Raw genomic sequence first — 25,730 nt, forward strand, 5'->3', positions numbered from 1 at the left:
CGACAGGGGTATCCGCGAAGATGCATAGCATCAGTACCCCTGTCATATCGTCGGTTTATTCCATCATCAGGTTGTCTGAAATATTCATACTGGCCACGGATTCAACTTTCCACACGCCATCTTCCTTGACCATGCAGTCAATCACGGTGTGATCCCGCTTTTTGCCGAATGAGATATAAACCTGCATACAGGCGGCATCGTAATCCAGCGCCCGCGCACTGACGATGCCCCAGTCATCTTCATATCCCTGAGCCTTGATGAACATATCGACGTCAGGCACGTCATATTCATCTGGATCCAGCTTATCCATGGCTTTGAGTTTGCTGATAGTTTCGCGGGTTACATATGGCCTCAGCGCTTCATAGTTTTTCAGGGGCTCTTTCCCGATTATAATTTGCGAGATGTACCACTTATTAAACTGAAGGGCAGCGGATACCTCAGGGGGGAACTTCTGTGCAGCGGATGCGAGAGTGGGCAGAAGCAGGATCGCCAGAATTATTTTTTTCATGTCAGTTATGCCTGTAAATTGCATATGCTGGCTTTAATTCCCGGAATTCCTTTCCCGGATACATTGTTCGCTGAACAAAATCAGAGTACCAGACGCTGTTCCCACCATAGATGCAAGCGTGGCCATATGGGTGGCGCAGTGGGCTGGATCACCGCCACATCGCCCTCAACAGGCTCACCGTAAACCTGGTGGAAACCCGCCAGAATTAAATTGCTTTTCATATCCTTAGCATAATGCGTGTTCTGTAGATTAGCACCGCCGGCGCGAATGGATTTCGAAACAAATTCTGCACATCTTTTCTGGCTATACTGACCTGCATGCTGGCGAGCATGAACTGCGGCTTTATGGGCACTCCACATAATTTAATCCCTTATTGAATAAATGGTTAACAAGGGAAACATTACGCCGAAAAGGGATGAGTTTATGTAATTAATCATGATCGGAATTTAACCACTATCAGACTGATAAATAATGGTTAACTTATCCATCAAACGTCTTTATGCGCGCCTAGGTAAGGCAAAAAAGGATTAAAAAGAACCTGTCTTAAGGGGGAGGCATACGTAAAAAATGTATATGGCGCCTGGGTGTACTTTAGCTATCTTAAAAATAGGTATTTCCAATACAATTTTTATCATTGCCCGCTACCTCACCGCCTTTCTTATGAAATGCATTATTTATCAATGCATTGAACAAATCTAACCATCCCATCCGCATCCCGTCACAGGGTCTATGCTTAATGAAAGTAGCCAAAAAGGGCGGTTTAGCCCAAAGCCCCTGCTCGCAGGGGGTTGAAGTGATAATCGTTATCACTAACATGGTGTTATGCCCTGGTGGCTTATCAGATGAGGTGGACCTATGGAACTGCATTCAGAAACCTTCAATCCGGCCGATTTTGCCTGGCGTGGCTTAACGCTGACGCCCGCGGCGGCGGCGCATATTCATGAGCTGGTGGCAAAAAATCCCGACATCCTCGGCGTACGCTTAGGCGTTAAGCAGACTGGCTGCGCGGGATTTGGCTACGTGCTGGATACCGTAACCGAACCTGAAAAGGACGATCTGGTCTTTGAAACCGACGGTGCAAAGTTATACGTCGCACTACAGGCGATGCCGTTTATCGATGGAACCGAAGTCGACTACGTTCGGGAAGGTTTAAACCAGTTATTCAAATTTCATAACCCGAAAGCCCAGAACGAATGCGGCTGCGGCGAAAGCTTTGGGGTATAGGCGGTACTATGTCTCGTAATACTGAAGCAACGAGTGATGTAAACACCTGGAGCGGCGGACACCTCAACTATAAAGAGGGTTTCTTCACGCAGCTGCAAACCGATGAACTGGCGAAAGGCATCAACGAAGAGGTCGTGCGCGCCATTTCGGCGAAACGTAACGAGCCAGAGTGGATGCTGGAGTTTCGCCTGAGCGCATTCCGCGCGTGGCTGGAGATGGAAGAACCCCACTGGCTGAAAGCGCATTACGATAAGCTGAACTATCAGGATTACAGCTACTACTCCGCGCCCTCCTGCGGCAGCTGTGATGATACCTGTGCCTCGCAACCCGGCGCGGTACAGCAAACCGGTGCCGAGAACAGCTTCCTGAGTAAAGAGGTGGAAGAGGCGTTTAATCAGCTCGGCGTGCCCGTGCGCGAAGGCAAAGAGGTGGCGGTAGACGCCATTTTTGACTCCGTCTCGGTGGCAACCACCTACCGTGAAAAACTGGCGGAGCAGGGGATTATTTTCTGCTCCTTCGGGGAAGCCATTCACGATCACCCGGAGCTGGTGAAAAAGTACATTGGCACCGTGGTACCCAGTAACGATAACTTCTTCGCGGCACTGAATGCGGCGGTGGCGTCAGACGGTACCTTTATCTACGTGCCGAAAGGCGTGCGCTGCCCGATGGAGCTCTCGACCTATTTCCGCATCAACGCGGAAAAAACCGGCCAGTTTGAACGCACCATCCTGGTGGCCGATGAAGGCAGCTACGTTAGCTACATCGAAGGGTGCTCCGCTCCTGTGCGCGACAGCTACCAGCTGCACGCGGCGGTGGTGGAGGTCATCATCCATAAAGATGCGGAAGTGAAGTACTCTACGGTACAGAACTGGTTCCCGGGCGACGGTAACACCGGCGGTATTCTGAACTTCGTCACCAAGCGTGCGCTGTGCGAAGGCGAAAACAGCAAAATGTCCTGGACGCAGTCAGAAACCGGCTCCGCCATTACCTGGAAATACCCGAGCTGTATTCTGCGCGGCGACAACTCAATCGGTGAGTTTTACTCCGTGGCACTGACCAGCGGTCATCAGCAGGCCGATACCGGCACCAAGATGATCCACATCGGTAAAAACACCAAATCGACCATCATCTCCAAAGGGATCTCTGCCGGTCACAGCCAGAACAGCTATCGCGGGCTGGTGAAAATCATGCCGACGGCAACCAACGCGCGTAACTTCACCCAATGTGACTCCATGCTGATTGGCGCGGACTGCGGGGCGCATACCTTCCCGTATGTCGAATGCCGCAATAACAGCGCCCAGCTTGAGCATGAGGCAACTACGTCACGTATTGGTGAAGATCAGCTTTTCTACTGCCTGCAACGCGGGATCAGTGAAGAAGATGCGATTTCAATGATCGTTAACGGCTTCTGTAAGGACGTGTTCTCTGAACTGCCGCTGGAATTTGCCGTTGAAGCCCAGAAACTCCTCGCCATTAGTCTTGAACACAGCGTCGGTTAAGGAAAGCACATGTTAAGCATTAAAGATTTACAGGTTAGCGTGGAAGAGAAAGAGATCCTGCGTGGCCTCAATTTTGACGTCAAACCGGGTGAAGTTCACGCCATCATGGGGCCAAACGGCTCCGGGAAAAGTACGCTTTCAGCGACGCTGGCAGGACGCGAAGATTATGAAGTTACCAGCGGCTCCGTTGAGTTTAACGGCAAAGATCTGCTGGAGATGTCGCCGGAAGAGCGTGCCGGCGAGGGCATCTTTATGGCCTTCCAGTATCCGGTGGAAATTCCGGGCGTCAGCAACCAGTTCTTCCTGCAAACCGCGCTGAACGCGGTGCGCAAGTATCGCGGCCTTGAGGCGCTGGATCGCTTTGACTTCCAGGATCTGATGGAAGAGAAGATCAAGCTGTTGAAAATGCCGGAAGATCTGCTGACCCGCTCGGTAAACGTGGGTTTCTCCGGCGGTGAGAAGAAACGTAACGATATTCTGCAAATGGCGGTTCTGGAGCCAGCGCTGTGCATTCTCGATGAGACCGATTCAGGGCTGGATATCGATGCCCTGAAGATCGTTGCCGACGGGGTGAACTCCCTGCGTGACGGCAACCGCTCATTTATCATCGTGACACATTACCAGCGAATTCTGGACTACATCAAACCGGACTATGTCCACGTGCTTTACCAGGGACGCATTGTGAAATCCGGTGACTTTACGCTGGTTAAACAACTGGAGGAGCAGGGTTATGGCTGGCTTAACGAACAGCAGTAATGCACTTCAGCAGTGGCACCGGCTGTTTGAAGCGCAGGCTGGAGCGCGCTCTGAACAGGCTCAGCACCATCTCCAGCAGATGCTGCGTCTCGGTTTACCGACGCGTAAACATGAGAACTGGAAATATACCCCGCTGGATGGCCTGCTGAACGGCGAGTTTGTCACCCGTCTGGCGCAGGTCAGCCCCGATCAGCGCGACATGCTGGCGCTGAGCGTGGATGCCGTGCGTCTGGTGTTTGTCGACGGTCTGTTCCGTGCGGAGCTGAGCGACAGCGTGCAGGAGAGCGGGTTCGATATCGTCATTAACGATGAACGTCAGTCGCTGAACGCGCCCGTTCAGCCTGAAGTCTTCCTGCACCTGACAGAGAGCCTGTCGCAATCTGTCACCCATATTCGCGTTAAGCGTAACCAGCGTCCGGCGAAACCGCTGCTGCTGATGCATATCACCCAGGGCGTTGCGGGTGATGAGATTAACACCGCCCACTATCGCCACCATCTTGAGCTGGCAGAAGGGGCGGAGGCGACGGTGATCGAGCATTACGTCAGCCTTAACGACACCCGTCATTTTACCGGTTCGCGTCTGACGATGAACGTGGCGGCCAATGCCCAGCTGCACCACATCAAGCTGGCGTTTGAGAATCCGCTCAGTCACCACTTCGCCCACAACGATATTCTGCTGGGCCAGGATGCCGCGGCGTACAGCCATAGCTTCCTGCTTGGCGGCGCGGTGCTGCGCCACAATACCAGCACCCAGCTGAACGGTGAAAACACTACGTTGCGTATTAACAGCCTGGCGATGCCGGTGAAGTCAGAAGTGTGCGACACGCGCACCTGGCTTGAGCATAACAAAGGCTACTGCAACAGCCGTCAGCTGCACAAAACCATCGTCAGCGACAAAGGACGTGCGGTGTTCAACGGCCTGATCAACGTGGCGCAGCACGCCATCAAAACTGACGGGCAGATGACCAACAACAACCTCTTGCTGGGACGTCTGGCAGAGGTGGACACCAAACCACAGCTGGAAATCTATGCGGACGACGTGAAATGCAGTCACGGCGCGACGGTCGGGCGTATTGACGATGAGCAGATGTTCTACTTGCGCTCGCGCGGGATAGACCAGCAGGCCGCGCAAAAGATGATTATTTACGCCTTTGCGGCTGAGCTGACGGAAGCGCTGCCCGATGGCGGACTTAAACAGCAGGTGCTGGCCCGTATCGGTCAGCGACTGCCTGGAGGCGAAGCATGACATTTCCCGTAGAGAAAGTCCGGGCAGATTTTCCGGTACTGACCCGTGAAGTGAACGGTCTGCCGCTGGCCTATCTCGACAGTGCGGCCAGCGCGCAAAAACCGAATCAGGTGGTGGATGCGGAAGCCGAGTTTTACCGCCACGGTTATGCGGCGGTACATCGTGGGATCCACACCCTGAGCGCCGAGGCGACCCAGCGCATGGAAAACGTGCGCACGCAGGTTGCGGCCTTCCTCAACGCGCGTTCGCCGGAAGAGCTGGTGTTCGTGCGTGGCACCACCGAAGGGATCAACCTGGTGGCTAACAGCTGGGGCAATGCGCAGGTGCACGCGGGGGATAACATCATCATCACCCAGATGGAGCACCATGCCAACATCGTGCCCTGGCAGATGCTCTGCGAGCGTGTGGGGGCGCAACTGCGGGTGATCCCCCTGAATGAAGACGGCACGCTCCAGCTGGAAAAGCTGGACGCTCTGCTGGACGACAGAACGCGGCTGGTGGCGGTGACCCACGTTTCAAACGTGCTGGGCACGGAAAATCCGGTGGCGCTGATCGTCGACAAAGCCCATCAGGCCGGTGCGAAAGTGTTGATTGATGGTGCCCAGGCGGTGATGCACCATGCGGTTGACGTTCAGGCCCTGGACTGCGATTTCTACGTCTTCTCCGGGCACAAGCTGTATGGCCCGACGGGCATCGGCGTGTTGTATGTGAAAGAGGACATTCTCCAGGCCATGCCGCCGTGGGAAGGGGGCGGGTCAATGATCGCCACCGTCAGCCTGACGGACGGCACAACATACGCCCGTGCGCCCTGGCGCTTCGAGGCGGGTACGCCCAACACGGGCGGGATCATCGGGCTGGGCGCGGCCATTAGCTACGTCACTGAAACGGGGCTGGCGGCGATTCAGGAGTACGAACAACAGCTGATGCATTATGCCTTGCAGGAGCTGGCCAGCGTCCCGGAACTGACCTTATATGGTCCTGCTGACCGTCTGGGTGTGATAGCCTTCAACCTCGGCAAGCATCACGCCTATGATGTAGGCAGTTTCCTTGATAATTACGGCGTCGCTGTGCGTACCGGGCATCACTGCGCGATGCCGCTGATGGCGTATTATGAGGTACCGGCCATGTGCCGCGCATCGCTGGTGATGTACAACACAACGGAAGAGGTCGACAGACTGGTGGCGGGATTAAAACGTATTCACCAGCTGCTTGGCTAACGGAGAGGCGAGAGATGGCAGATTTGCCGGACAGAGATAAATTGCTGCGCAACTTTGGGCGTTGCGCGAACTGGGAAGAGAAATACCTTTATATCATCGAACTGGGTCAGCGCCTGCCGCCGCTCAGCGAAGAGGCGCATAACCCGGACAACATCATTCAGGGCTGCCAGAGCCAGGTCTGGATCCAGATGCAGCAGACGGATGATGGCGTAATTCAATTACAGGGCGACAGCGATGCCGCCATTGTGAAGGGGCTTATTGCCGTCGTATTTATTCTTTATCACCAGATGTCGGCGCAGGATATTGTCGCCTTTGACGTTCGCCCGTGGTTTGAAAAAATGGCCTTAACCCAACACCTCACCCCGTCCCGATCCCAGGGACTGGAAGCGATGATCCGCGCCATACGCGCCAAAGCCGCAATCCTTAGCTAAACTGACAGAACAGCATTCATTCTGTTTCGCGGGGTGGTTTCCACCTCGCTGGTTTTTCAGCTTTCTGACGTTTGGTCAGTGAATAAGGAATCTCAGCATGAAGCGCGCGTCTCTAATAACTCTATTACTCCTTGGTTCGCTCAGTGCTGTTAATTCAGCCAGGGCGGTTGATTATCCTTTACCGCCCGCAGGCAGCCGCCTGATTGGGCAAAACCAGACATACACCATTCAGGAAGGGGACAATAAACTTCAGTCTATCGCTCATCGGTTTAATACCGCCGCACAGCTCATCCTTGAAACCAATAATACCATTGCACCGGTGAATCCTGCGCCAGGAACGGTCATTACGATCCCTTCCCAGATGCTACTGCCGGACACCGAGCGTGAGGGCATTGTGGTGAATCTGGCGGAGCTGCGTCTTTACTTCTATCCGCCAGGCGAAAATATCGTGCAGGTCTATCCGCTGGGTATTGGTCAGCTTGGGCTGGAAACACCGGTTAGCACCACCCGTGTGAGTCAGAAAATCCCTAACCCTACCTGGACCCCCACAGCGGGCATCAGAGCGCGCTCACTGGCCCAGGGAATTAAACTGCCGCCTGTGGTACCCGCAGGGCCAAATAACCCGCTGGGGCGCTTTGCGCTTCGTCTGGGTATCGGGAATGGGGAATATCTTATTCACGGCACCAGCGCGCCGGACAGCGTAGGACTGCGGGTCAGCTCGGGCTGTATGCGGATGAACGCGCCGGATATCAAAGCGTTGTTTGAGCAAGTGCGCGTCGGCACGCGGGTGCAGATTATCAATGAGCCGGTGAAGTTCTCCATCGAGCCGGACGGCAAACGTTATATCGAAGTGCACAGGCCGCTGGCGCAGGCAGAGGGCGAAAACCCACAGACGGTGCCGTTCACGCACTCGGCGGCGTTTACCGCTTTTGCAGCGGAGTCAGGTAGCGATAAAACGCTTATCGATAAAGCCCTGGCGCGCAGAGCCGGGATCCCGGTTGCCGTTTCAACAGGCAATGGTTCGTCAGCCAGCAATTCTGTCCTGTCGGTTCAGAATAGTCGTGTCTCAGCGGCGGTGGCGGAAGACGAGGGAGAGAAAGCGCTTCAGTAGAGGTTTGACTAAGGCAAAAAAAATGGCGCACAATGTGCGCCATTTTATTAACAGGTACTATTACTTACGGTATTTAGTAGCCTGGTTGTCCAGACGCTGGTTAGCGCGAGCTGCGTCGTCTTTAGCAGCCTGAACGTCGGAACGCATTGCGTTCACGTCGTTGCTCAGCTGGTCAACTTTAGCGTTCAGAGTCTGAACGTCAGAAGACAGCTGATCGATTTTAGCGTTGCTGGAGCAACCTGCCAGCAGAGTAGAACCCAGGATTACCGCGCCCAGTACCAGTTTAGTACGATTCATTATTAATACCCTCTAGATTGAGTTAATCTCCATGTAGCGTTACAAGTATTACACAAAGTTTTTTGGGTTGAGAATATTTTTTTGATGGGATTACGCCTATTTTTGATCGTTCGCTCAAAGAAGCAACGAAATCGGCAATTTTGACGAAAAAGCTATGTTAAAAAAGGCATTTTTCATCGGATTCATCTTAGATAAATCGCGATTAAATAGAAAAACCCGATTTGCTTTTTGAATAGTTCTGGTTAAAGGCGGGAATAAAAAAAGCGCCCCGAAGGACGCTTTTTAACAAAACAATAATTTGTTCGTGAAATATTACAGCACGTGGACAGATGCCGTGTTGGTGGTGCCGCTTGGAACCAGCGCGCCAGAAACCATAACCACCACGTCGCCTTTCTGAGCCAGGCCACAATCAACCAGTTCCAGAGCCACTTCTTTACCCAGACGATAGAAATCATCGGTAGAGGCAATCTCTTTCACCAGGTGTGGGATCACGCCTTTGCTCAGCACCAGCTGACGCGCGGTGGTTTCGTTGGTGGTCAGCGCCAGAATGGTCGCATCCGGGAAGTATTTACGCACGGCACGCGCAGATTTACCGCCCTGGGTCGCCACGACAATCAGCGGGGCTTCCAGTTTCTCGGCGGTTTCTACCGCACCACGGCACACGGCTTCGGTGATGCGCAGTTTACGGCTGTCGTTGTTGTAATCCAGACGGCTTTTCATCACGCGGTCGGTACGCTCACAGATGGTCGCCATGATGCTGACCGCTTCCAGAGGGTATTTCCCTTTTGCAGATTCGCCAGACAGCATAACGGCATCGGTACCGTCGAGGATGGCGTTCGCAACGTCGCCTGCTTCAGCGCGGGTAGGGCGTGGGTTTTTGATCATGGAGTCCAGCATCTGCGTTGCGGTGATAACCACTTTACGCGCGCGAACACATTTCTCGATCATCATCTTCTGCGCGAAGATCACTTCTTCAACCGGGATTTCAACGCCCAGGTCGCCACGCGCTACCATGATACCGTCAGACGCTTCGAGGATTTCGTCGAAGTTGTTCAGGCCTTCCTGGTTTTCGATCTTGGAGATGATCTGGATGTTCTCGCCGCCGTGCGCTTTCAGGTGCTCACGGATCTCAACCACGTCAGAACGTTTACGGATAAAGGAGGCAGCAACGAAGTCCACGCCTTGTTCGCAGCCGAAGATCAGGTCTTGTTTGTCTTTTTCAGCCAGCGCTGGCAGAGCAATGGACACACCCGGCAGGTTGACGCCTTTGTTTTCGCCCAGATCGCCGTTGTTCAGCACTTTACAGATAACTTTGTTACCTTCGATAGCGGTCACTTCCATGCCGATCAGGCCGTCATCTACCAGCACGGTGTTGCCAACAGACAGGTCGCTGGTGAAGCCTTCGTAGGTCACGGCAACGATTTCGTTATTACCCACAACGGATTTGTCGGTGGTGAAGGTGAAGGTCTGGCCCGCTTTCAGGGAAACGTCGTTACCGCCTTCCAGTTTGATAGTGCGGATTTCAGGACCTTTGGTGTCGAGCAGGATTGCCGCTTTTTTCCCGGTCTTGCTCATCACGTTGCGCAAGTTCTGGATACGCTGGCCGTGTTCAGCATAGTCGCCGTGGGAGAAGTTCAGACGCATCACGTTCATGCCGGCATCCAGCATTTTGCTCAGCATCTCTTCGGATTCGGTTTTCGGGCCGATAGTACAAACAATTTTCGTCTTTTTCATGACAGTCTTAGTCTTTAAGTTGGGAAGGATATGGAAATCTCGCTCCGGGGGCGCACCGCCGCGGAGTCAAACCTGTGTTGCGAAAGAGTATATGACACGCACTAAGAATAGGTGACATCAAATGAGCGTGCAGAAGAAAGTGTGCCTGAGTGCCAGCCCAACGAAGGAGAGGAGAAGTTGTACGTTGTTTTTTGTATTCCAAGCGCTGAAACCATTCACCAGGGATTTGGCGCGCATTATACGCTGATTTACAGTAAAAAGGAAAATGGAAACAGCGTTTCAAAAACAATCTGTGCAGATTCACATAAGTTTGTTATCAAGGCGTTAAGGCCTAATGTCATCTTATGACAGCAGGCGCAACGCCCGCCGTTTTTTGCTCACTTTTTCAGCGCTTGTTTAAGGTCGGCGATCAGATCCTTCGCATCTTCAATCCCCACCGACAGGCGGATAAGCTGCGGCACAATGCCGTTTGCAAGACGCTGCGCCAGTGGAATGGAGGCGTGGGTCATGCTGTAGGGCTGGCTCACCAGACTCTCCACACCGCCAAGGCTTTCCGCCAGGGTAAAGAGCGTAAGATGACGGATCACCTCTGTCGCGCGCTGCGCATCGCCTTTAATCACAACGGAGATCATGCCGCCCGGCAGCGCCATTTGTCTGCGGGCCAGCGCATACTGGGGATGTGACGCCAGCCCGGGATAGAACACGCTGTCTACCTGCGGATGCTGCTCCAGCCATTGCGCAATCGCCAGCGCATTGGCGCTGTGCTTCTCAACGCGCAGTGAGAGGGTGCGAATGCCCCGCAGCGTCAGGAAGCTGCTGAACGGATCCAGAACGCCGCCAATCGCGTTTTGCAGATAGCCCAGACGCTCCGCCAGATCCTTATTCGCCCCCACAACAGCCAGCCCGGCAACCACGTCTGAATGACCGTTGAGATATTTGGTGGCGGAGTGGACCACTATGTCGAACCCCGCCTCCAGCGGCCGGTGAATGACCGGGGAGGCGAAGGTATTATCCGCCACGCTGATCGCATTATGGCGCCGGGCAATGTCCGCGATGGCCTCCAGGTCGGCCAGTTTCAGCAGCGGGTTCGTTGGCGTTTCCACCCAGATCATGCGCGTGTCCGGGCGAATGGCGGCCTCAAGTCCGGCTACATCGTCCGGCTTAACCCAGCTCACCTGTAACCCGGTGCTGCGCTTGCGCACGTTTTCGATCAGGCGATACGTACCGCCATACACGTCGTCAATGGCGACGATATGGCTGTCTTGATCCAGCAGTTCGAGCACGGTGGAAATGGCCGCCAGCCCTGACGCGAAGGCGTACCCGCGCGTGCCGCCTTCCAGTTCGGCGATGGCGGTCTCCAGCGCATGGCGGGTTGGGTTGCCGCTCCGGGAGTATTCGTAGCCGGTATGTTCACCCGGTGCCGGTTGCGCAAACGTCGACGTGGCGTAAATTGGCGGCATCACGGCGCCGTGCGGGTCGTGATACTCACCACTGTGAACGCTGAGGGTGGCCAGGTTTTTCATCTTTTGCTCCTTTTATTTTGTCAGGCGGTTACGCCAGGCGGTGAGTACGTCACTGCGTGTGATCAAACCCAGAAAGCGGTTTTCGTCATAAATAATCGCCACCAGGCCACGGTCAAAGATGGCGTACAGGGCGCTCTCCGGGGCCTGCTTATCCAGATATTCAACCTGACGCGTCATGGCCGCCGTCACGGGGAGGGAGAAGCGATCGGCATCTCCCCCGATGTGTCGCAGCAGGTCCCACTCGTCGATGATGCCGACGACCTTGTTGTCATCGAGCACCGGCAGCTGAGAGATGTCGTACAGGCGCATGCGGGCCAGCACGGTGGAAAGCGTGTCGTCCGGGGCGGCAGTCACCGTCGCGCCTTCATCGTGGCGCAGGGCAATATAGTCCGAGAGATCGCCTGCCTGCGGACGCGAAATCAGCCCCTGCTGGCGCATCCAGTCGTCATTGAACATCTTCGAGAGGTATTTATTGCCGCTGTCGCAGGCGAAGGTGACCACACGTTTTGGCGTAGTCTGCGCCTGGCAATATTTCAGCGCTGCCGCCAGCAGCGTGCCGGTGGAGGAGCCTGCCAGGATCCCTTCCGTTTTTAGCAGATCGCGGGCGGTGGTGAACGCCTCGCGATCGGTAATGCGCCAGGCGCGGTTAACCCCCTCGATGTGCGCCAGCGGAGGAATAAAGTCTTCGCCAATCCCTTCAACCAGCCACGAGCCGGCATCGTGATAGCGTCCGGTCTCAACCTGGTCCGCCAGTACCGACCCGGCCGGATCGGCAAGCACAAATTCCGTCTGCGGCGAATGTTCTGCAAACCACGCCTGTAAGCCGCCCAGCGTACCGCCGGACCCCACGCCGACGACGATGGCATCGATCTGGCCGTCAAGCTGTTCAAACAGTTCCGGTGCGGTAGTGGTGCGATGCGCCAGCGGATTGGCCGCGTTACTGAACTGGTCGATATAAAACGCGCCTGGCAGTTCGTTCGCCAGCCGCCGGGCATAATCCTGATAATAGGCCGGATGCCCTTTGTTCACATCCGAGCGGGTCAGCACGACCTGCGCCCCTAACGCGCGCAGGTGGAAAATCTTCTCGCGGCTCATTTTGTCCGGCACCACCAGGATCAGCGAGTAGCCCTTCTGCGCCGCAATCAACGCCAGCCCCAGGCCGGTGTTCCCCGCCGTAGCTTCAATAATGGTGCCGCCGGGCCTTAGCTGGCCCGTACGCTCGGCTTCGTTAATCATCGACAGCGCGACGCGGTCTTTAATCGAGCCGCCGGGATTCTGGTTTTCCAGCTTCAGAAACAGCGAGCAGGTGCCGGTGTCCAGCTTGTGCAGCTGGATGAGAGGCGTACGGCCAATCAGTTCGGTGACGGAGTGGTAAAGCGTCATGGTCATGTCCTGTGAAGAGGTGATGACCGGATGATAGAACCATGAAATTTTCTCAATAAAGAACGTTTCACCAGGTTTAAGAACAGAAAGGAATAATCCTTGTATTTTCAGATGGAAAGACAGCAAGACGTAAAGTTGTCCGGATGTGAGGATGGCTAAATCCGCATAAAGTGCTGCAAAATTAACCGATTTCGCCGGGTGAGTGTGACCTGATATGCAAATGGCAGATAATTATTGCTGATATTCATCTAAATGCTTTTTCACCCGCCAGTTCGCTGCTTATTCCGCAGAATTATAAGAAATTCTTTTTTGGTCATTTAAAAGCTGATAACGGCTGTTTACTATCTTTTGGACATCCATACTGCTAAACCGCTATATGCGTAACGGATAACGAATAAGAATGATCGTACTCAGCAATATTTCGAAGGTCTTTGACAACGGAAAGCTGGCGCTGACAGCCGTTGATAACGTCAACTTGACGATAGAGCAGGGACAGATTTACGGGATCATCGGTTACAGCGGGGCCGGGAAAAGTACACTGATCCGTCTGCTGAACGGTCTGGAAAAGCCCAGCGCCGGCAGCGTCACCATTAACGGTCAGGATATCTCCGCAGCGAAGGGAGAAGCGCTGCGTCAGGCACGCCTGAAAATCAGCATGGTGTTCCAGCACTTTAATCTGCTCTGGTCGCGCACGGTGAAGGAAAACATCGCCTTTTCAATGCAAATTGCCGGTGTGCCAAAAGCGCAAATTCAGGCTCGCGTTGCCGAGCTGGTGGAGCTGGTCGGCCTGAAGGGACGGGAGAATGCTTACCCGTCGCAGCTGAGCGGCGGGCAAAAACAGCGTGTGGGCATTGCCCGCGCGCTGGCCAATCATCCGGACGTACTGCTGTGTGATGAAGCCACCTCGGCGTTGGATCCACAAACCACCGATCAGATCCTCGATCTGCTGCTGGATATTAACCGTCGGTTCAAGCTGACCATCGTGCTGATCACGCACGAGATGCACGTGGTGCGCAAAATCTGCGACCGCGTGGCGGTGATGGAGAACGGTAAAGTGGTGGAAGAGGGCGACGTGTTGAGCGTCTTTACCCATCCGCAGCAGCCGATTACGCAGCAGTTTGTCCGTCAGGTGAGCCAGTATGCTGAAGAAGAAACCTTCAATACCGAACTGGCAAACGATCTGGAAGGTACGGTTATCAGGCTGACCTTTACCGGGCACAGCACGCATAAACCGATTGTGGGCGAACTGACGCTGCGCTACGGCCTGCCGTTTAACATCCTGCACGGAAAAATGACCCAAACCGCTCACGGCGTGTTTGGTCAACTCTGGGTGCACGTCGTGGCATCTGATGAACAACTGAACAATATCCTCGCCGACCTGCAGCACAGCGATATTGAAGGCGAGGTGATTAAACATGGCTGAGAATCTCTTTCCGCATCTCAAGTGGGATCAGCTCTGGGCGGCGACGCTGGAGACGCTGTACATGACCGCGCTTTCCGGCGTGGCGACCTTTGTATTAGGCATCGTGCTGGGTCTGGCGCTGTTTTTAACTGCCCGCGGCGGGTTATTCCACAACCGCACGGTCTACAGCGTGATGTCGATTGTGGTGAACGTGTTCCGCTCGATTCCGTTCATCATTCTCATCGTTCTGCTGATCCCGTTCACCAAGACCGTTGTGGGGACCATTCTCGGCGCTAACGCTGCGCTGCCCGCCCTGATTGTGGGCGCGGCGCCGTTCTACGCCCGTCTGGTCGAGATTGCCCTGCGAGAAGTGGACAAAGGGGTCATTGAGGCCACGCGTTCGATGGGCGCGCGGCTGAGCACGTTAGTATTTCGGGTTTTATTGCCGGAATCCTCACCCGCACTGGTTTCAGGTATGACGGTGACGCTGATTGCGCTGGTGAGCTACAGCGCAATGGCAGGGGTGATAGGTGCCGGCGGTTTGGGAAATCTGGCTTATCTGGAAGGATTCCAGCGCAACCATGGTGACGTCACGCTGGTGGCAACGGTGACCATTCTGATCATCGTGTTCATTATCCAGTTCTGCGGCGATGCCATTACTTCACTGTTAGATAAACGCTAATAAATACACACAGGAACCACATCATGAAAAAGACACTGACACTGATCGCCGCCGCAACCCTGAGCGCCCTGAGCTTTGCCTCCTGGGCGGACACGCTCACCGTGGGGGCGTCCAATACCCCCCACGCGGAAATTCTGGAGCAGGCTAAGCCGATTCTGGCGAAGCAGGGGATCGATCTGGAGATTAAACCCTTCCAGGACTACATACTGCCAAACACTGCGCTGGCGGGGCATGACATTGACGCCAACTATTTCCAGCACATCCCTTACCTGAACAGCGTGCTGAAAGATCACGCGGGCGATAAGGATTATGATTTTGTCAGTGCGGGCGCAATCCACATTGAGCCGATCGGTATCTATTCAAAAAAATACAAATCGCTGAAGGATCTGCCGGAAGGCGGCAAAATCATCATGCGTGATGCGGTTTCCGAGGAAGGGCGTATTCTCTCCATCTTCGAAAAAGAGGGCGTGATCAAGCTGAAGCCGGGCATCGATAAAGTGACCGCGCGCATCAGCGATATCGTGGAGAACCCGAAAAAGCTGCAATTTACCCCTAACGTCGAAGCGTCTCTGCTGCCGCAGATGTACAACAACGACGAAGGTGCTGCGGTGGTGATCAACGCCAACTACGCGATTGATGCTGGCCTGGATCCGGTCCACGATCCAATTGCGGTTGAAAGCGGTGAGAATAACCCGTACGCCAACATCATTACCGTTCATCGCGGTGACGAGAAGAAGAAGGATATCGTCGCGCTGGTGAACGTGCTGCACTCCAAAGAGATTCAGGACTGGATCCGCACCAAATACAAAGGCGCAGTCATCCCGGTTAACAACTAATCGACTGATTTTCCAGACGAAGCCCGGCGAACAACACGCCGGGCTTCTTTTTTGTATCCAGCCGACGAATGATTTAAGCTGACGGTTTAGGGCAACGGAGTGATGGCAATGGGCAATGTGACCAAAGACGAAGCGCTGTACCAGGAGATGTGTCGGGTGGTAGGCAAGGTCGTTCTCGAAATGCGTGATTTAGGGCAGGAGCCGAAACATATTGTCATTGCGGGCGTACTGCGTACCGCGCTGGCGAACCAGCGCGTTAAGCGCAGTGAGTTGACCACCAAAGCGATGGAAACGGTGGTTAAAGCGCTGGCCGGCTAACGCGCCAGCGCTTCGCGAGCAGCTCAAGCGAGCTGCAGAGCAGGTAATAGATCACACCCGTAAAGATAAAAATGGCCGCCGGGTAAATTTGCACCCGGTTGTTGACCTGTCCCGCCACCGTGGTCAGTTCAGGAACGTTCACGATAAACGCCAACGACGTATCCTTCAGCAGGCTGATAAAAATCCCCACCAGCGACGGCAGAATATTTCTCAGCGCCTGCGGCAGCAGCACGCGCCACAGCGTTTGCTGCGTACTGAACCCTTGAGAAAGCGCGGCCTCATTCTGGCCCGACGGTAGAGCTCTCAGTCCGGCTAATACCGAATGCATCACCGCAGCCGCGGTAAACCAGGCCAGCGCCAGCGTGACGGTCGTCGCGCCAGGGAGATCCCTGCCGGTTATCAGCGGCAGCAGATACCACATCCAGAATATTACGAAGATCAGGGGGATCCCGCGAATCAACTCTGCCCACGCAAACAGCGCACTGCGCACCACGCCGGGATAGCGCCAGGCGACGCATGCCAGCACAATCCCGCCGGGCAGGGCAAGCGCGGCGGCGCCAGCGGCCATCAGCAGTGAGAGCAGTACGCCGCCGGGTTCTCCCGCAATCGCACGTCCCCAAAGCAGATAATCCAGGTTTTCGACAATAACGTTAAATCCGGGGATCATGATTTTTCCTCCCTGAATGGGGGCCGAGGCGCACCAGCACGCTCCCCGTCACCATCCCGGTAAGTAAGTAGAGCACCGTACCGACGGTAAAGGCTTCTAGGGCATGGGCGTTGTAACTTTCTATCTGGCGAACCTGGTAGGTCAGTTCGGCGAAGCCAATTCCGCTCGCGAGCGAGGAGAGCTTCATCAGGTTAAGGTACTGGCCAACGACGGGTTGCCAGGCGTTAGCGAGTCCCTGTGGCAGAAGAATGTAGCGAAACAGACGCCATGAGGAAAATCCCTGGGCGAGCGCCGCCTCCCGTTGCCCGGCAGGTACGGAACGGAGCCCCGATTCGACTTCTTCAATTAAAAACGCCGAGGTAAATACGCCTAACCCCCAGGCGGAGCATAAAAATTCGGGCGTAAACCACCAGACGTCACCGGGCAAAATGGACCAGCTGTGGTCTGCATTCACCGCGTCACGCAGCTCCTGCGGCAACCCGTTCCAGGCGGCGAAATACCAGAACAGCAGCTGCACCAGCAGCGGCGTATTGCGAAACAGCGATACCCAGCCGCTGACGAACGAGGTCCCGAGACGTCCCCCGGAAAGCCGCAAAAGCATAAAGAACAAGGCGAGCAGGCTTGCCAGCATAATCCCCGCCAGCGTCACCCACAGAGTGGTGAGAAATCCTGAGAGGATCCAGTGCAGGGGCTGTCCGGCCAGCACCCCCTGCCAGTCCAGAGCGGGCATTACAGTTGCTCCTGACGCAGCGGATCCAGCACTTTTTGCAGGAACCGCCTCGCACGCGGATGCGACGGTTGGTTGAAAAATTGCGCCGGGGACGCGGTTTCCAGAATGTGTCCACCGTCGATAAAGACGATTCGATCGGCAATTTCCCGGGCGAACTGCATCTCATGGGTGACGACAATCATGGTGATCCCGCTGTGGGCAAGGGCTTTCATCACCAACAGCACTTCGCCAATCATCTCCGGGTCGAGTGCCGACGTTGGCTCGTCAAAGAGAATGATTTGCGGCGACGAGGCCAGAGCGCGGGCAATCGCCACGCGCTGCTGTTGTCCGCCGGAAAGTTCAGCAGGGTAGCGGTGCGCCTTCTCCAGCATGCCGACCTTCTCCAGCAGCGCCAGCGCGCGCTCCTGGGCGGGCAGGGGTTTCCAGCCGTGAACGTGCTCCAGTGCCAGGGTGATGTTCTGGCTGGCGGTAAGGTGGGCATAGAGATTGAACTGCTGGAATACAAACCCGACGCGGCTGCGTAACTGACGTAGCCTGCTGCCGGAAAGCTGTCCGGTCGGCTTGTGGTCGACCAGAATCTCCCCGCCGCTCAGGCTCTCAAGCTGGTTGATAAGCCGAATCAGGGTCGATTTTCCGGAACCCGAAGGGCCGAGAATGGCAACCACTTCACCCGGCATGATGGTGAGATTAATGTCGGTTAAAACCGGATGGTCGCCGTAGCGTTTGTCCACATGGCGAAACTCAACGCTGGCCTGTTCCAGACGTGAAAAATCCGCGGCATTGGCCGCGGAGTGCGAAAATAAACCTGAGAGCATATTACCGGGCTTCTATTTTAAAGTTACGAGGCTGTGGAGCAGGGGTGCCTGGACCGAACCAGACGTCATAGATTTTTGCCGCCTGGCCGTTTTTCTCCAGGTTAACCAGCTCATCGTTAACGGCTTTCAGCAGCGCCGTTTCACCCTTTTTCACCCCCACGCCAATCTCTTCTTTACTGAGCAGGTCGGGCAGGATTTTGAAGTCGGCTTTATCCGGCGCCTGCGCCAGCAGACCAGCCAGAATGGTGCTGTCCTGGGTAATGGCCTGCACGTTGCCATTGCGCAGTGCCGTCAGCGCCAGCGGGATGTCATCGTAAGAGAGGACGCGGGACTGCGGAAAACGCTGGTGCAGCGCCTGTTCACCCGTCGTACCTTTTACGGCGCCAATGCGTGCCCGGCTATAGTCATCAAGCTTGTCCGGTGATTTTACCGGGACCAGGAACTGCTGGCCGGTGACAAAGTAAGGCGTCGAGAAATCAATGACCTGTGCGCGTTCCGGGGTGATGGTGATATCCGCCACGATGAGATCCGCTTTTCCGGACTGTAGCAGCGGAATGCGGTTAGCCGGATTGGTGGCGACCAGTTCAAGCTTGACGCCGAGCGATTTCGCCAGCGCTTTGGCGAAGTCCACATCGTAACCCACGATCTCATGCGTTTTGGCATCAATCGAGCCAAAGGGTGGATTAGCATCAAACGTGGCCACTTTCACCACGCCTGCTGCCTTGATATCCGCCAGCCGATCGGCCTGCGCCTGCGCTGAAACCAGGCCCCAGGCAGCCACTAATCCCAGAACCTGCGCCCGTTTTTTAAACCCTTTCATTTTTGCAGCCATAGTCATACGCCATCCCATTGTTTTTGTTTTACCCCGTTACGCTCCCATAAGGGAAAGCTATCGCCAAATAAGAAATCGTTCTTTGCTATGAGAAAAAAAGCATGAGTGAACAAGGTGTTAAAGAAGAGAGCAGACGGCGGGGCGCTATTTGCAGATCCTGCACATCGACAGTGGATTTTGATATTTCCCCCGGGCGCAATTTGGGTGTTTAACTGAGGACAGGTTAAGCGAGAAGGGTAATGACGATGAAAAAATGGATAAGCACGTTACGGCGGTTTTTTGCGCCCCGACCAGCGAATGCGGAGAACAGCGCGCAACGTGTTCTTGAGTCAATACTGCCTGTCGCCAGCCTGTATGGCGTGGACGTAGCCAACATCGACCCGGAGTGGTTCCATGATAAAACGTCACGCTGAACTGCGCCGGACGCGCGAAATGTACTGGAATGAGTTGTGCGTGGTGTCTGTAAAGCGAGGATGAAGGGAAAAATACCCAGGCTAATCCTCGGTAATTGATGGCCGTTTTGTTACCACTATCTCCTTTCACAGATGGAGATAATAATGAAACGGACAGTATTAACCCCCGCGCTTTCTGCCACCGCACTTCTGCTTACCATGCAGGCGGCACACGCTGGTCCACAGGCACATGTTGTATGCAGTTATTCCCACACCCTCGGCGATGATGCCATTATGATGTTCGGCATGCCCAACGAGGCTATGCTGCACGATTTTTTTGGTAACGTGCATACGGATGCTTACTCCAGCCGTGAATCGCTGCGTACCCAGGAAAAGACCACCTGCGATAACAAAGCAGACAGCTCGGCCTACTGGGCTCCGTCGCTAAAATTGCCGGACGGAACGGTGGTCAAACCCGCCTATCAAAAAACCTATTATCAAGCATCGAACGTTGACGCCTGGCCGCTGCACCCGTTCCCGGCGGGGCTGTCGCTGCTTGCGGGCGATCACCACGGCACCGCGCCAAATCCGCATATCACCTTTTTATGCGCCAATGGCAAGGGTTACACCACCAGAACGGGTGAAGTCTGCGGCTTACGCAAGGCGAAGGATGCCGTGCAGTTTAATATCGGCATTCAGTTCCCGAACTGCTGGGACGGGGTCAACCTGAAGCCCGCCCACGGCCTGGCTAACGCCACCTACGATACGAAAGGACAGTGTCCGTCCGCCTTCCCGGTGAAGATCCCGACGGTGAACATGAATATTGCGTACGTGCTCCCGACAATTAGCTCTCTGGATACCAGTAAAGTCCAGCTTTCCCTCGACCCCATCATGCATGGCAGTGAGCGTGAAGAGCGGTGGGGTAGCCTGTATACGGCACATGCTGACTTCATGAACGGCTGGACGGAAGATGCCGCGCGCTTTATGACCGACCTGTGCATGAACCGCGGAATGGATTGCGGCACCACCGTGCCATATGGTTATTCAAAAGCGAAGGCCAACGTCTGGCTCAGCAGCATGGAACCCGCACTTTCACAGCCCGATCCCCAGGTCTTACTGGTGCAGGATAACTGGAAGAACGGTGGACGCACGAAAAACAGCGAAACATTGTCGCTGGTGAAGTTCCACATTCCACCGCTGCCTGCCGGACAGGATCCTGCCCTGTTCAAATACCGCGTAAGAATTTTTGGCGGGAAAGTGGAAACCAACGGCGCGGATCAAATTTTCTTCTATCCGGCGAGTAACGACTGGGATCCGGCCACCGTAAGCTGGCATTCACGACCGTCCTGCAACTACCGCTCGGATGCGGTGCTTTACCTGAACCACTCCCGCGAATACCGGATGGTGGACGTGGATAAAGCGGTGCGTAAGGCGCTGGCAGAAGGGAAGACCGAAATTTCGTGGTATATCGGCGGCGATCGTCAGGGAAATCACTATCAGTTTGAGACGGGCTCATCTCCCCAAAGCTTGATCCTGATGCTGACCGGGTTTAGCAAAACGCCGGAGATCTGATATCAGGTAGCAAAAGGCATTCATAAAAAAAGCACCGGGGAGCCCGGTGCTTTTTCTTCAGATCTTGCAGGCATCGCCGCAGTCGTCATCGGCGACAATCGCCTGGGCTTTTTTATCCGCATCGTCGAGACGTTCCGCGTTGCGCTCTTCTGCTTCATCCAGCCCGTTAAAGACTAAGTTATCGAGATCAATTTCCATGTGCCACCTGCGTTATTCAGTTTTTGATACTGGCACAGTATAAGTCAAAAAAAGCGGGCCAGGCACCCTTCAGCACATATGGATAATCCCTGCCATACTCAGTGCTTTATTGCTGAGGAAAGCCGATGATTACACTCTGTAAAACCTGCGGTACCGCTTACGATGAACAGCCCAAAAACTGCCCTATTTGCGACGATGAGCGCCAGTATGTCCCGGTGACGGGCCAGGCATGGACGGACTTCGACAGCCTTACGACCACGCACACCAACAAATGGCAACAGCTGGAGCCGCAGCTGTTCAGCATCAAAACCGTTCCCGCTTTTGCCATCAACCAGCGCGCGCTTCTGCTGCGTACGCCACAGGGCAATGTTCTGTGGGACTGCATCGCCAATCTTGACCCGGCGACCAGAGCGTTAGTTGACGCGCTCGGGGGCATCAGCGCGATCGCGATTTCGCACCCGCATTACTACACCACCATGCAGGAGTGGGCCGCCGCGTTTAACGCGCCGATCTACCTGCACGCCAGCGATCGGCAGTGGGTGATGCGTGACAGCCCGGCGATACGCTTCTGGGAGGAGGACGCCCTGGAGATTATGCCTTTGGTGACTCTGCTGCGGCTGGGCGGGCATTTTGCAGGCGGCACGGTGCTGCACTGGCAGTCAGGCGACGGCGTGCTGCTGGCCGGTGATATTTTGCAGGTTACACCCGGAAAAGACGCCGTGTCGTTTATGTGGAGTTATCCGAATATGCTGCCGCTGCCTGCCCGCACCGTTGAGTCGTTGATCGGCCGACTGACCGGGAAAACGTACCAGCGCCTGTACGGGGCCTTTGAAGGACAGAACATCCCGGTGAACGCAGATGAGATCGTGCAGCGGTCGGGCCAGAAATATATTGCTTGTCTCCGCTAAGACGCGGTGGTTAAATTTTACGAGTGTGATCGCGATCATACCTAAACTAAAACAGATAAAAGAGAAATGGCTATGCAACATATCATTGAAGGTTTTCTCAGCTTTCAAAAAGAGATTTTCCCGCAACGTAAAGAGCTTTTTCGTAGTTTAGCGTCCAGTCAGAATCCCAAAGCGCTGTTTATCTCCTGCTCCGACAGCCGTCTGGTTCCGGAACTGGTTACGCAACAGGAGCCAGGACAGCTCTTTGTCATTCGAAACGCGGGCAACATTGTGCCTCCGTTCGGGCCGGAGCCTGGCGGTGTCTCTGCGACCATCGAATATGCGGTCGTGGCCCTGGGCGTGACCGATATCGTTATTTGCGGCCACTCCAACTGCGGCGCGATGAAGGCGATTGCTGACAACGCCGATCTGGAGCCGATGCCGGCCGTTTCCCACTGGCTGCGCTATTCTGATGCGGCAAAAGCGGTGGTGGAGAAGAAAACCTGGGATAAGCCAATCGATAAAGTGAATGCGATGGTGCAGGAAAACGTCTTTGCGCAGCTGAGCAACATCAAGACCCATCCGTCGGTGGCGGTAGGCCTGCGCAACAATGCCATTCGCCTGCACGGCTGGGTATATGACATCGAAAGCGGCAAAATCCTTGCCCTGGACAAGAACACTAAATCGTTCGTGTCGTTGTCGGAAAACCCGGAAGTCTTCTTCGAGTAATCCGACACCGCAGGGCAGGGAAGCCCTGTTAAAACTCCATGTAAGGTAACTTCCTTCGCACGCCCGACGCAGGTTTTCCAGCTGCTTCCGCCATCGCTTTACCAATTTCAGCGCACTCAGACAAACCCTGAACAAACGGATGATCGTGCATCAGCCAGGGGATCGCCCCAAAAGCGATACGCCCCCGCAGTGATGCCGGCGCCAGCAACGTATAGTCTTCTCCCACGTCCGGAACGTCATCGCCGGTTCCCGCAAGCTGTTTACGCAGGGTGGGGAAGGGAATGTCCTTGTTTCTGAGCGGCTTTTGTCCGCGCGCGTCGATAAACACGTCGAAGCGGTAACTTTTTTTTGCCGTGGTGATGACGGTCTGATCGCTGCCGATATCCAGATCGTAATCATCACCGAGTGCGACCACGCTAATGATCCCTGCCTCGCGCAGCGCCAGTAACCGGCGGATAGACTGCGGTGGAATGGCGGCATAATTATCGATAAACACACGCTCCAGCCCGGATTTAAACCGCTCTCTGTCATGCTCATTGAGTGAAGGGACGATGGCCTGTACCACTTCATGCAGACGAAGCACGGTATAGCGCCAGGCAACGGTGCGTTTTTCGCGCTTGTTGCGCTCCACTTCTTTCAGATTCGCTTCGGCCCAGGTGAAAGGACCGTGCTTTTTACGATCCTCAAACCAGGCATCACGGAGCGTGTCGGCATTCAGCGTGCCGAGCGCTATCGCCTGACACCATCGCGGATCGGCCAGCTCAAGCTCTTTCACCATCAGCGCAAAGATGCGGTCAAGCAGCCCATCCGGGCCTTTGTCGATTTCGCTTGCCACCACACAATCCGTTAACACCGACAGTGGTTCATAAGGGATAGGGCAGTAAAAATCGGCCTCCGGCAGAACGCCCGTGCGGGACATCAGCATGATTTTTAGCCCTTCGCTGCCTTTATTGACAACGAACTGCTTCCCGCTAAACCGGCCATGCTGCATCACAACCGCCATTGCAGCGTCCAGCCCGCTGAGGGAGGTACCCATGATCCCCACCTCACAGGCTCGGACCTCCGCGTCCATCAGCCCTGACCATGGGCTTGGGAAATATGCGCGGGTGGTTTCATCTTCATCAGGCCAGACGTGGCCGGTGGCAACAACCGCAAGATCAAACCGCCTTGAGAAAGGGGCATCGTTCACTGAAAGGGCCACGCCGTCTGCATCAGCCTTAATATCAGTGACTTCTGCGTTGGGGTGAACCTCGATATGAAACCCAGCCTTTTTCGCCTCGGCAGCGACAGCGAGAAACCGGTCGTGGAAATATTCACCCAGCAGAATACGGGGCAGAAATTGCCGGTCGTGCAGCTTCTCACTGTCGACGTTATAGCGGGCAAGGCGGGCCGCATTCTGCTGTTTGAGCCAGTCCAGGTAAGTGATGAAAATGGGCGGTATTTCAATACTGGCGATGTTCGCCAGCATCAGCCGGGAATTATCCTCGTCGCTGTAGGGCATTCCGACACCGGGTTGGTCTGCCTTTTCGAAAACGGTGATCGAAAGCGGCGCTGCGTTGTTAAGAAGTGAGTAAAAGGTGTAAATCCCTGTTGGGCCTGAGCCGATAATGGCGATTTTTTTCATCGAAAGCGTTCCTGCGTTTCTGAACCATACAACAAGCGTAGCAGGAGAAAGGCTAAGTCATTCAATGAAGGGAGAAATTAAGACGTTTAGAAGAGGGGATGTTGCGCCCCTTCCTGAATTTATGGGAAAGTCAATTCAATTGACCCTACTGATTAGATATAATTCTGCCTGATTTTCTGAAAGGAATAACTGTTTGGTCCCAGGTTTATCGATTATCTGTATGTGATAGGGGTTAAAAAAAGAGATAGGATATTTAAATATATAGTGGGGCCAATATTATCCTTATTTTTTATAACTGTGAGTGATGGAATAGTCCGTGGCTGGACTATTCCATCACTTCGATAAAGTAACAAAATAATCTGGTAGCCAACCTTTGAGCAACTTTTTGTCAGGCTCACAAAAAGCGCGCAAGGGCATTTCGGCAGGCCGCTACGCGGCGTTCTTTTTTATTCTTATTGGTGGAATATTCTTAAGAAAAGTCAAATTGTAGATCTTTGATCTGAAAAGTTGATTTCAAATAGACATTTGCTCTAATATGGTTTTGTAAAGAAACGTCACTCACTTAACATTTATTTCTTTTAAAGAAAGGGATTGCTATGGCCGATTCATTCCAGAATGAGGTGCCCAAGGCACGCATAAACTTAAAGCTGGCTCTGCATACAGGTGGCGCGCAGAAGAAAATCGAACTGCCGCTTAAACTCCTCACCGTCGGTGATTTCAGTAATGGAAAAGAGAATCGCCCATTATCGGAAAGGGAGAAAATTAACGTCAATAAAAATAACTTCAACAGCGTACTTTCGGAATTTAACCCGGAAGTGAATCTGACGGTTCCTAACACAATGGCCGGGGATGGCTCGGAAGAAAGCATAAAACTGAATTTCTCCGATATTAAGGATTTCGAACCTGAACAGGTTGCCCGCCAGATCCCCCAGCTCCGCGCCATGCTGGCCATGCGTAATTTATTACGCGACCTCAAATCCAATCTCCTTGATAACGCTACTTTCAGAAAAGAACTCGAGAAAATTCTCAAAGACCCGGCGCTGTCTCAGGAATTACGCGACGAAATGAGTGCACTGGCCCCGAAATAAGCGGCATGTGTAATTTAATGGATTAACCG

Annotated in this window: 29 protein-coding genes; 16 read left to right on the top strand and 13 right to left on the bottom strand. The window is 54.4% G+C overall.

Features of this window, described 5'->3' with window-relative positions:
• Positions 1 to 55 precede the first annotated feature (55 nt).
• Positions 56 to 508, bottom strand: a complete 453-nt coding sequence (locus BFV63_RS09390) for a DUF3828 domain-containing protein (protein WP_017384630.1) — start codon at positions 506 to 508, stop codon at positions 56 to 58.
• 80 nt (positions 509 to 588) lie between these two features.
• Positions 589 to 729 (bottom strand): hypothetical protein, encoded by a 141-nt coding sequence (locus tag BFV63_RS23550; RefSeq protein ID WP_369793990.1) that lies wholly within the window; start codon positions 727 to 729, stop codon positions 589 to 591.
• 634 nt (positions 730 to 1,363) lie between these two features.
• Here BFV63_RS23550 and sufA point away from each other — a divergent pair.
• The 7 genes from sufA (at position 1,364) to ldtE (ending at position 7,992) form a co-directional block, all read left to right on the top strand.
• Entirely contained in the window at positions 1,364 to 1,732 is a 369-nt protein-coding gene (sufA, locus tag BFV63_RS09400; protein ID WP_003857741.1) for a Fe-S cluster assembly scaffold SufA, read from the top strand.
• A gap of 8 nt (positions 1,733 to 1,740) precedes the next feature.
• Positions 1,741 to 3,231 (top strand): Fe-S cluster assembly protein SufB, encoded by a 1,491-nt coding sequence (gene sufB / locus BFV63_RS09405; protein ID WP_003857739.1) that lies wholly within the window; start codon positions 1,741 to 1,743, stop codon positions 3,229 to 3,231.
• A 9-nt stretch (positions 3,232 to 3,240) separates the two neighbouring features.
• The gene (gene sufC, locus BFV63_RS09410; protein WP_048240925.1) at positions 3,241 to 3,987 is read left to right on the top strand and encodes a Fe-S cluster assembly ATPase SufC; all 747 of its coding nucleotides are present in this window, start codon (positions 3,241 to 3,243) and stop codon (positions 3,985 to 3,987) included.
• Positions 3,962 to 5,233: a Fe-S cluster assembly protein SufD gene (gene sufD / locus BFV63_RS09415; protein ID WP_048240924.1), complete on the top strand. Its 1,272-nt coding sequence runs from the start codon at positions 3,962 to 3,964 to the stop codon at positions 5,231 to 5,233. Before sufC ends, sufD begins: the two co-directional genes overlap by 26 nt.
• Positions 5,230 to 6,450, top strand: coding sequence for a cysteine desulfurase SufS (gene sufS / locus BFV63_RS09420; RefSeq protein WP_048240922.1), 1,221 nt, complete (start codon positions 5,230 to 5,232; stop codon positions 6,448 to 6,450). The genes sufD and sufS overlap by 4 nt, the downstream gene beginning before the upstream one ends.
• Before the next feature lie 14 nt (positions 6,451 to 6,464).
• The gene (gene sufE, locus BFV63_RS09425) at positions 6,465 to 6,881 is read left to right on the top strand and encodes a cysteine desulfuration protein SufE (protein WP_048240920.1); all 417 of its coding nucleotides are present in this window, start codon (positions 6,465 to 6,467) and stop codon (positions 6,879 to 6,881) included.
• 97 nt (positions 6,882 to 6,978) lie between these two features.
• Entirely contained in the window at positions 6,979 to 7,992 is a 1,014-nt protein-coding gene (gene ldtE / locus BFV63_RS09430; protein WP_048240918.1) for a L,D-transpeptidase LdtE, read from the top strand.
• A 60-nt stretch (positions 7,993 to 8,052) separates the two neighbouring features.
• On the opposite strand, the gene lpp is transcribed toward ldtE, so the two are convergent.
• The 5 genes from lpp to BFV63_RS09450 all read right to left on the bottom strand — a co-directional run bounded on the left by lpp (position 8,053) and on the right by BFV63_RS09450 (position 12,929).
• Positions 8,053 to 8,289, bottom strand: coding sequence for a murein lipoprotein Lpp (lpp, locus tag BFV63_RS09435; protein WP_001082307.1), 237 nt, complete (start codon positions 8,287 to 8,289; stop codon positions 8,053 to 8,055).
• Between the two features lie 312 nt (positions 8,290 to 8,601).
• A complete protein-coding gene (gene pykF / locus BFV63_RS09440; protein WP_003857687.1) occupies positions 8,602 to 10,023 on the bottom strand; it encodes a pyruvate kinase PykF in 1,422 nt (473 codons plus the stop codon).
• A gap of 7 nt (positions 10,024 to 10,030) precedes the next feature.
• On the bottom strand, positions 10,031 to 10,327 hold the full coding sequence (gene ynhH / locus BFV63_RS23555) for a protein YnhH (protein WP_418249985.1): 297 nt from the start codon (positions 10,325 to 10,327) through the stop codon (positions 10,031 to 10,033).
• 73 nt (positions 10,328 to 10,400) lie between these two features.
• On the bottom strand, positions 10,401 to 11,546 hold the full coding sequence (locus BFV63_RS09445) for a trans-sulfuration enzyme family protein (RefSeq protein ID WP_032609047.1): 1,146 nt from the start codon (positions 11,544 to 11,546) through the stop codon (positions 10,401 to 10,403).
• Between the two features lie 12 nt (positions 11,547 to 11,558).
• Entirely contained in the window at positions 11,559 to 12,929 is a 1,371-nt protein-coding gene (locus BFV63_RS09450; protein WP_023324529.1) for a pyridoxal-phosphate dependent enzyme, read from the bottom strand.
• Positions 12,930 to 13,329: 400 nt separating this feature from the next.
• On the opposite strand from BFV63_RS09450, the gene BFV63_RS09455 reads away from it, so the two are divergent.
• The 4 genes from BFV63_RS09455 to fumD all read left to right on the top strand — a co-directional run bounded on the left by BFV63_RS09455 (position 13,330) and on the right by fumD (position 16,167).
• Positions 13,330 to 14,352, top strand: coding sequence for a methionine ABC transporter ATP-binding protein (locus BFV63_RS09455; protein WP_045336581.1), 1,023 nt, complete (start codon positions 13,330 to 13,332; stop codon positions 14,350 to 14,352).
• A complete protein-coding gene (locus BFV63_RS09460; protein ID WP_023324531.1) occupies positions 14,345 to 15,013 on the top strand; it encodes a methionine ABC transporter permease in 669 nt (222 codons plus the stop codon). The genes BFV63_RS09455 and BFV63_RS09460 overlap by 8 nt, the downstream gene beginning before the upstream one ends.
• A 23-nt stretch (positions 15,014 to 15,036) precedes the next feature.
• Positions 15,037 to 15,849 carry a MetQ/NlpA family ABC transporter substrate-binding protein gene (locus BFV63_RS09465; RefSeq protein WP_003857677.1) on the top strand — a complete coding sequence of 271 codons (813 nt, stop codon included), beginning with the start codon at positions 15,037 to 15,039 and terminating at the stop codon, positions 15,847 to 15,849.
• Between the two features lie 108 nt (positions 15,850 to 15,957).
• Positions 15,958 to 16,167, top strand: coding sequence for a fumarate hydratase FumD (fumD, locus tag BFV63_RS09470; RefSeq protein WP_003857676.1), 210 nt, complete (start codon positions 15,958 to 15,960; stop codon positions 16,165 to 16,167).
• Here fumD and BFV63_RS09475 read toward each other — a convergent pair.
• The 4 genes from BFV63_RS09475 to BFV63_RS09490 are packed head-to-tail and all read right to left on the bottom strand — an operon-like array spanning position 16,148 to position 19,211.
• Positions 16,148 to 16,834, bottom strand: a complete 687-nt coding sequence (locus BFV63_RS09475) for an amino acid ABC transporter permease (protein WP_032609051.1) — start codon at positions 16,832 to 16,834, stop codon at positions 16,148 to 16,150. The genes fumD and BFV63_RS09475 overlap by 20 nt on opposite strands.
• The gene (locus tag BFV63_RS09480) at positions 16,818 to 17,564 is read right to left on the bottom strand and encodes an amino acid ABC transporter permease (RefSeq protein ID WP_045342720.1); all 747 of its coding nucleotides are present in this window, start codon (positions 17,562 to 17,564) and stop codon (positions 16,818 to 16,820) included. Before BFV63_RS09480 ends, BFV63_RS09475 begins: the two co-directional genes overlap by 17 nt.
• A complete protein-coding gene (locus BFV63_RS09485) occupies positions 17,564 to 18,379 on the bottom strand; it encodes an amino acid ABC transporter ATP-binding protein (RefSeq protein ID WP_023324533.1) in 816 nt (271 codons plus the stop codon). Before BFV63_RS09485 ends, BFV63_RS09480 begins: the two co-directional genes overlap by 1 nt.
• A gap of 1 nt (position 18,380) precedes the next feature.
• Positions 18,381 to 19,211: an ABC transporter substrate-binding protein gene (locus BFV63_RS09490; RefSeq protein ID WP_048241858.1), complete on the bottom strand. Its 831-nt coding sequence runs from the start codon at positions 19,209 to 19,211 to the stop codon at positions 18,381 to 18,383.
• 245 nt (positions 19,212 to 19,456) lie between these two features.
• Here BFV63_RS09490 and BFV63_RS23230 point away from each other — a divergent pair, with 245 nt between their 5' ends.
• Together BFV63_RS23230 and BFV63_RS09500 are read left to right on the top strand one after the other, a co-directional pair.
• Complete coding sequence (locus BFV63_RS23230; RefSeq protein ID WP_032609053.1) at positions 19,457 to 19,624, top strand: hypothetical protein; 168 nt, start codon at positions 19,457 to 19,459, stop codon at positions 19,622 to 19,624.
• Positions 19,625 to 19,768: 144 nt separating this feature from the next.
• Entirely contained in the window at positions 19,769 to 21,175 is a 1,407-nt protein-coding gene (locus BFV63_RS09500) for a DUF1996 domain-containing protein (RefSeq protein ID WP_045346413.1), read from the top strand.
• Positions 21,176 to 21,232: 57 nt separating this feature from the next.
• Here the strand turns inward: BFV63_RS09500 and BFV63_RS23020 are convergent, their stop codons facing one another.
• Positions 21,233 to 21,373, bottom strand: a complete 141-nt coding sequence (locus tag BFV63_RS23020) for a hypothetical protein (protein WP_003857665.1) — start codon at positions 21,371 to 21,373, stop codon at positions 21,233 to 21,235.
• A 125-nt stretch (positions 21,374 to 21,498) separates the two neighbouring features.
• Here BFV63_RS23020 and BFV63_RS09510 point away from each other — a divergent pair, with 125 nt between their 5' ends.
• Both BFV63_RS09510 and BFV63_RS09515 read left to right on the top strand, forming a co-directional pair.
• Positions 21,499 to 22,281, top strand: a complete 783-nt coding sequence (locus BFV63_RS09510; protein WP_045336570.1) for an MBL fold metallo-hydrolase — start codon at positions 21,499 to 21,501, stop codon at positions 22,279 to 22,281.
• A gap of 72 nt (positions 22,282 to 22,353) precedes the next feature.
• Positions 22,354 to 22,989 carry a carbonic anhydrase gene (locus BFV63_RS09515; protein WP_003857662.1) on the top strand — a complete coding sequence of 212 codons (636 nt, stop codon included), beginning with the start codon at positions 22,354 to 22,356 and terminating at the stop codon, positions 22,987 to 22,989.
• A 28-nt stretch (positions 22,990 to 23,017) separates the two neighbouring features.
• Here BFV63_RS09515 and BFV63_RS09520 read toward each other — a convergent pair whose 3' ends face one another.
• Entirely contained in the window at positions 23,018 to 24,613 is a 1,596-nt protein-coding gene (locus tag BFV63_RS09520) for an FAD-NAD(P)-binding protein (protein ID WP_048240915.1), read from the bottom strand.
• 596 nt (positions 24,614 to 25,209) lie between these two features.
• Between BFV63_RS09520 and tssB the strand changes: the two genes are divergently transcribed.
• Positions 25,210 to 25,701 (top strand): type VI secretion system contractile sheath small subunit, encoded by a 492-nt coding sequence (gene tssB / locus BFV63_RS09525; RefSeq protein ID WP_003856899.1) that lies wholly within the window; start codon positions 25,210 to 25,212, stop codon positions 25,699 to 25,701.
• Positions 25,702 to 25,730: the final 29 nt, after the last annotated feature.

Source organism: Enterobacter hormaechei subsp. xiangfangensis, assembly GCF_001729785.1.
Taxonomy (GTDB): domain Bacteria; phylum Pseudomonadota; class Gammaproteobacteria; order Enterobacterales; family Enterobacteriaceae; genus Enterobacter; species Enterobacter hormaechei_C.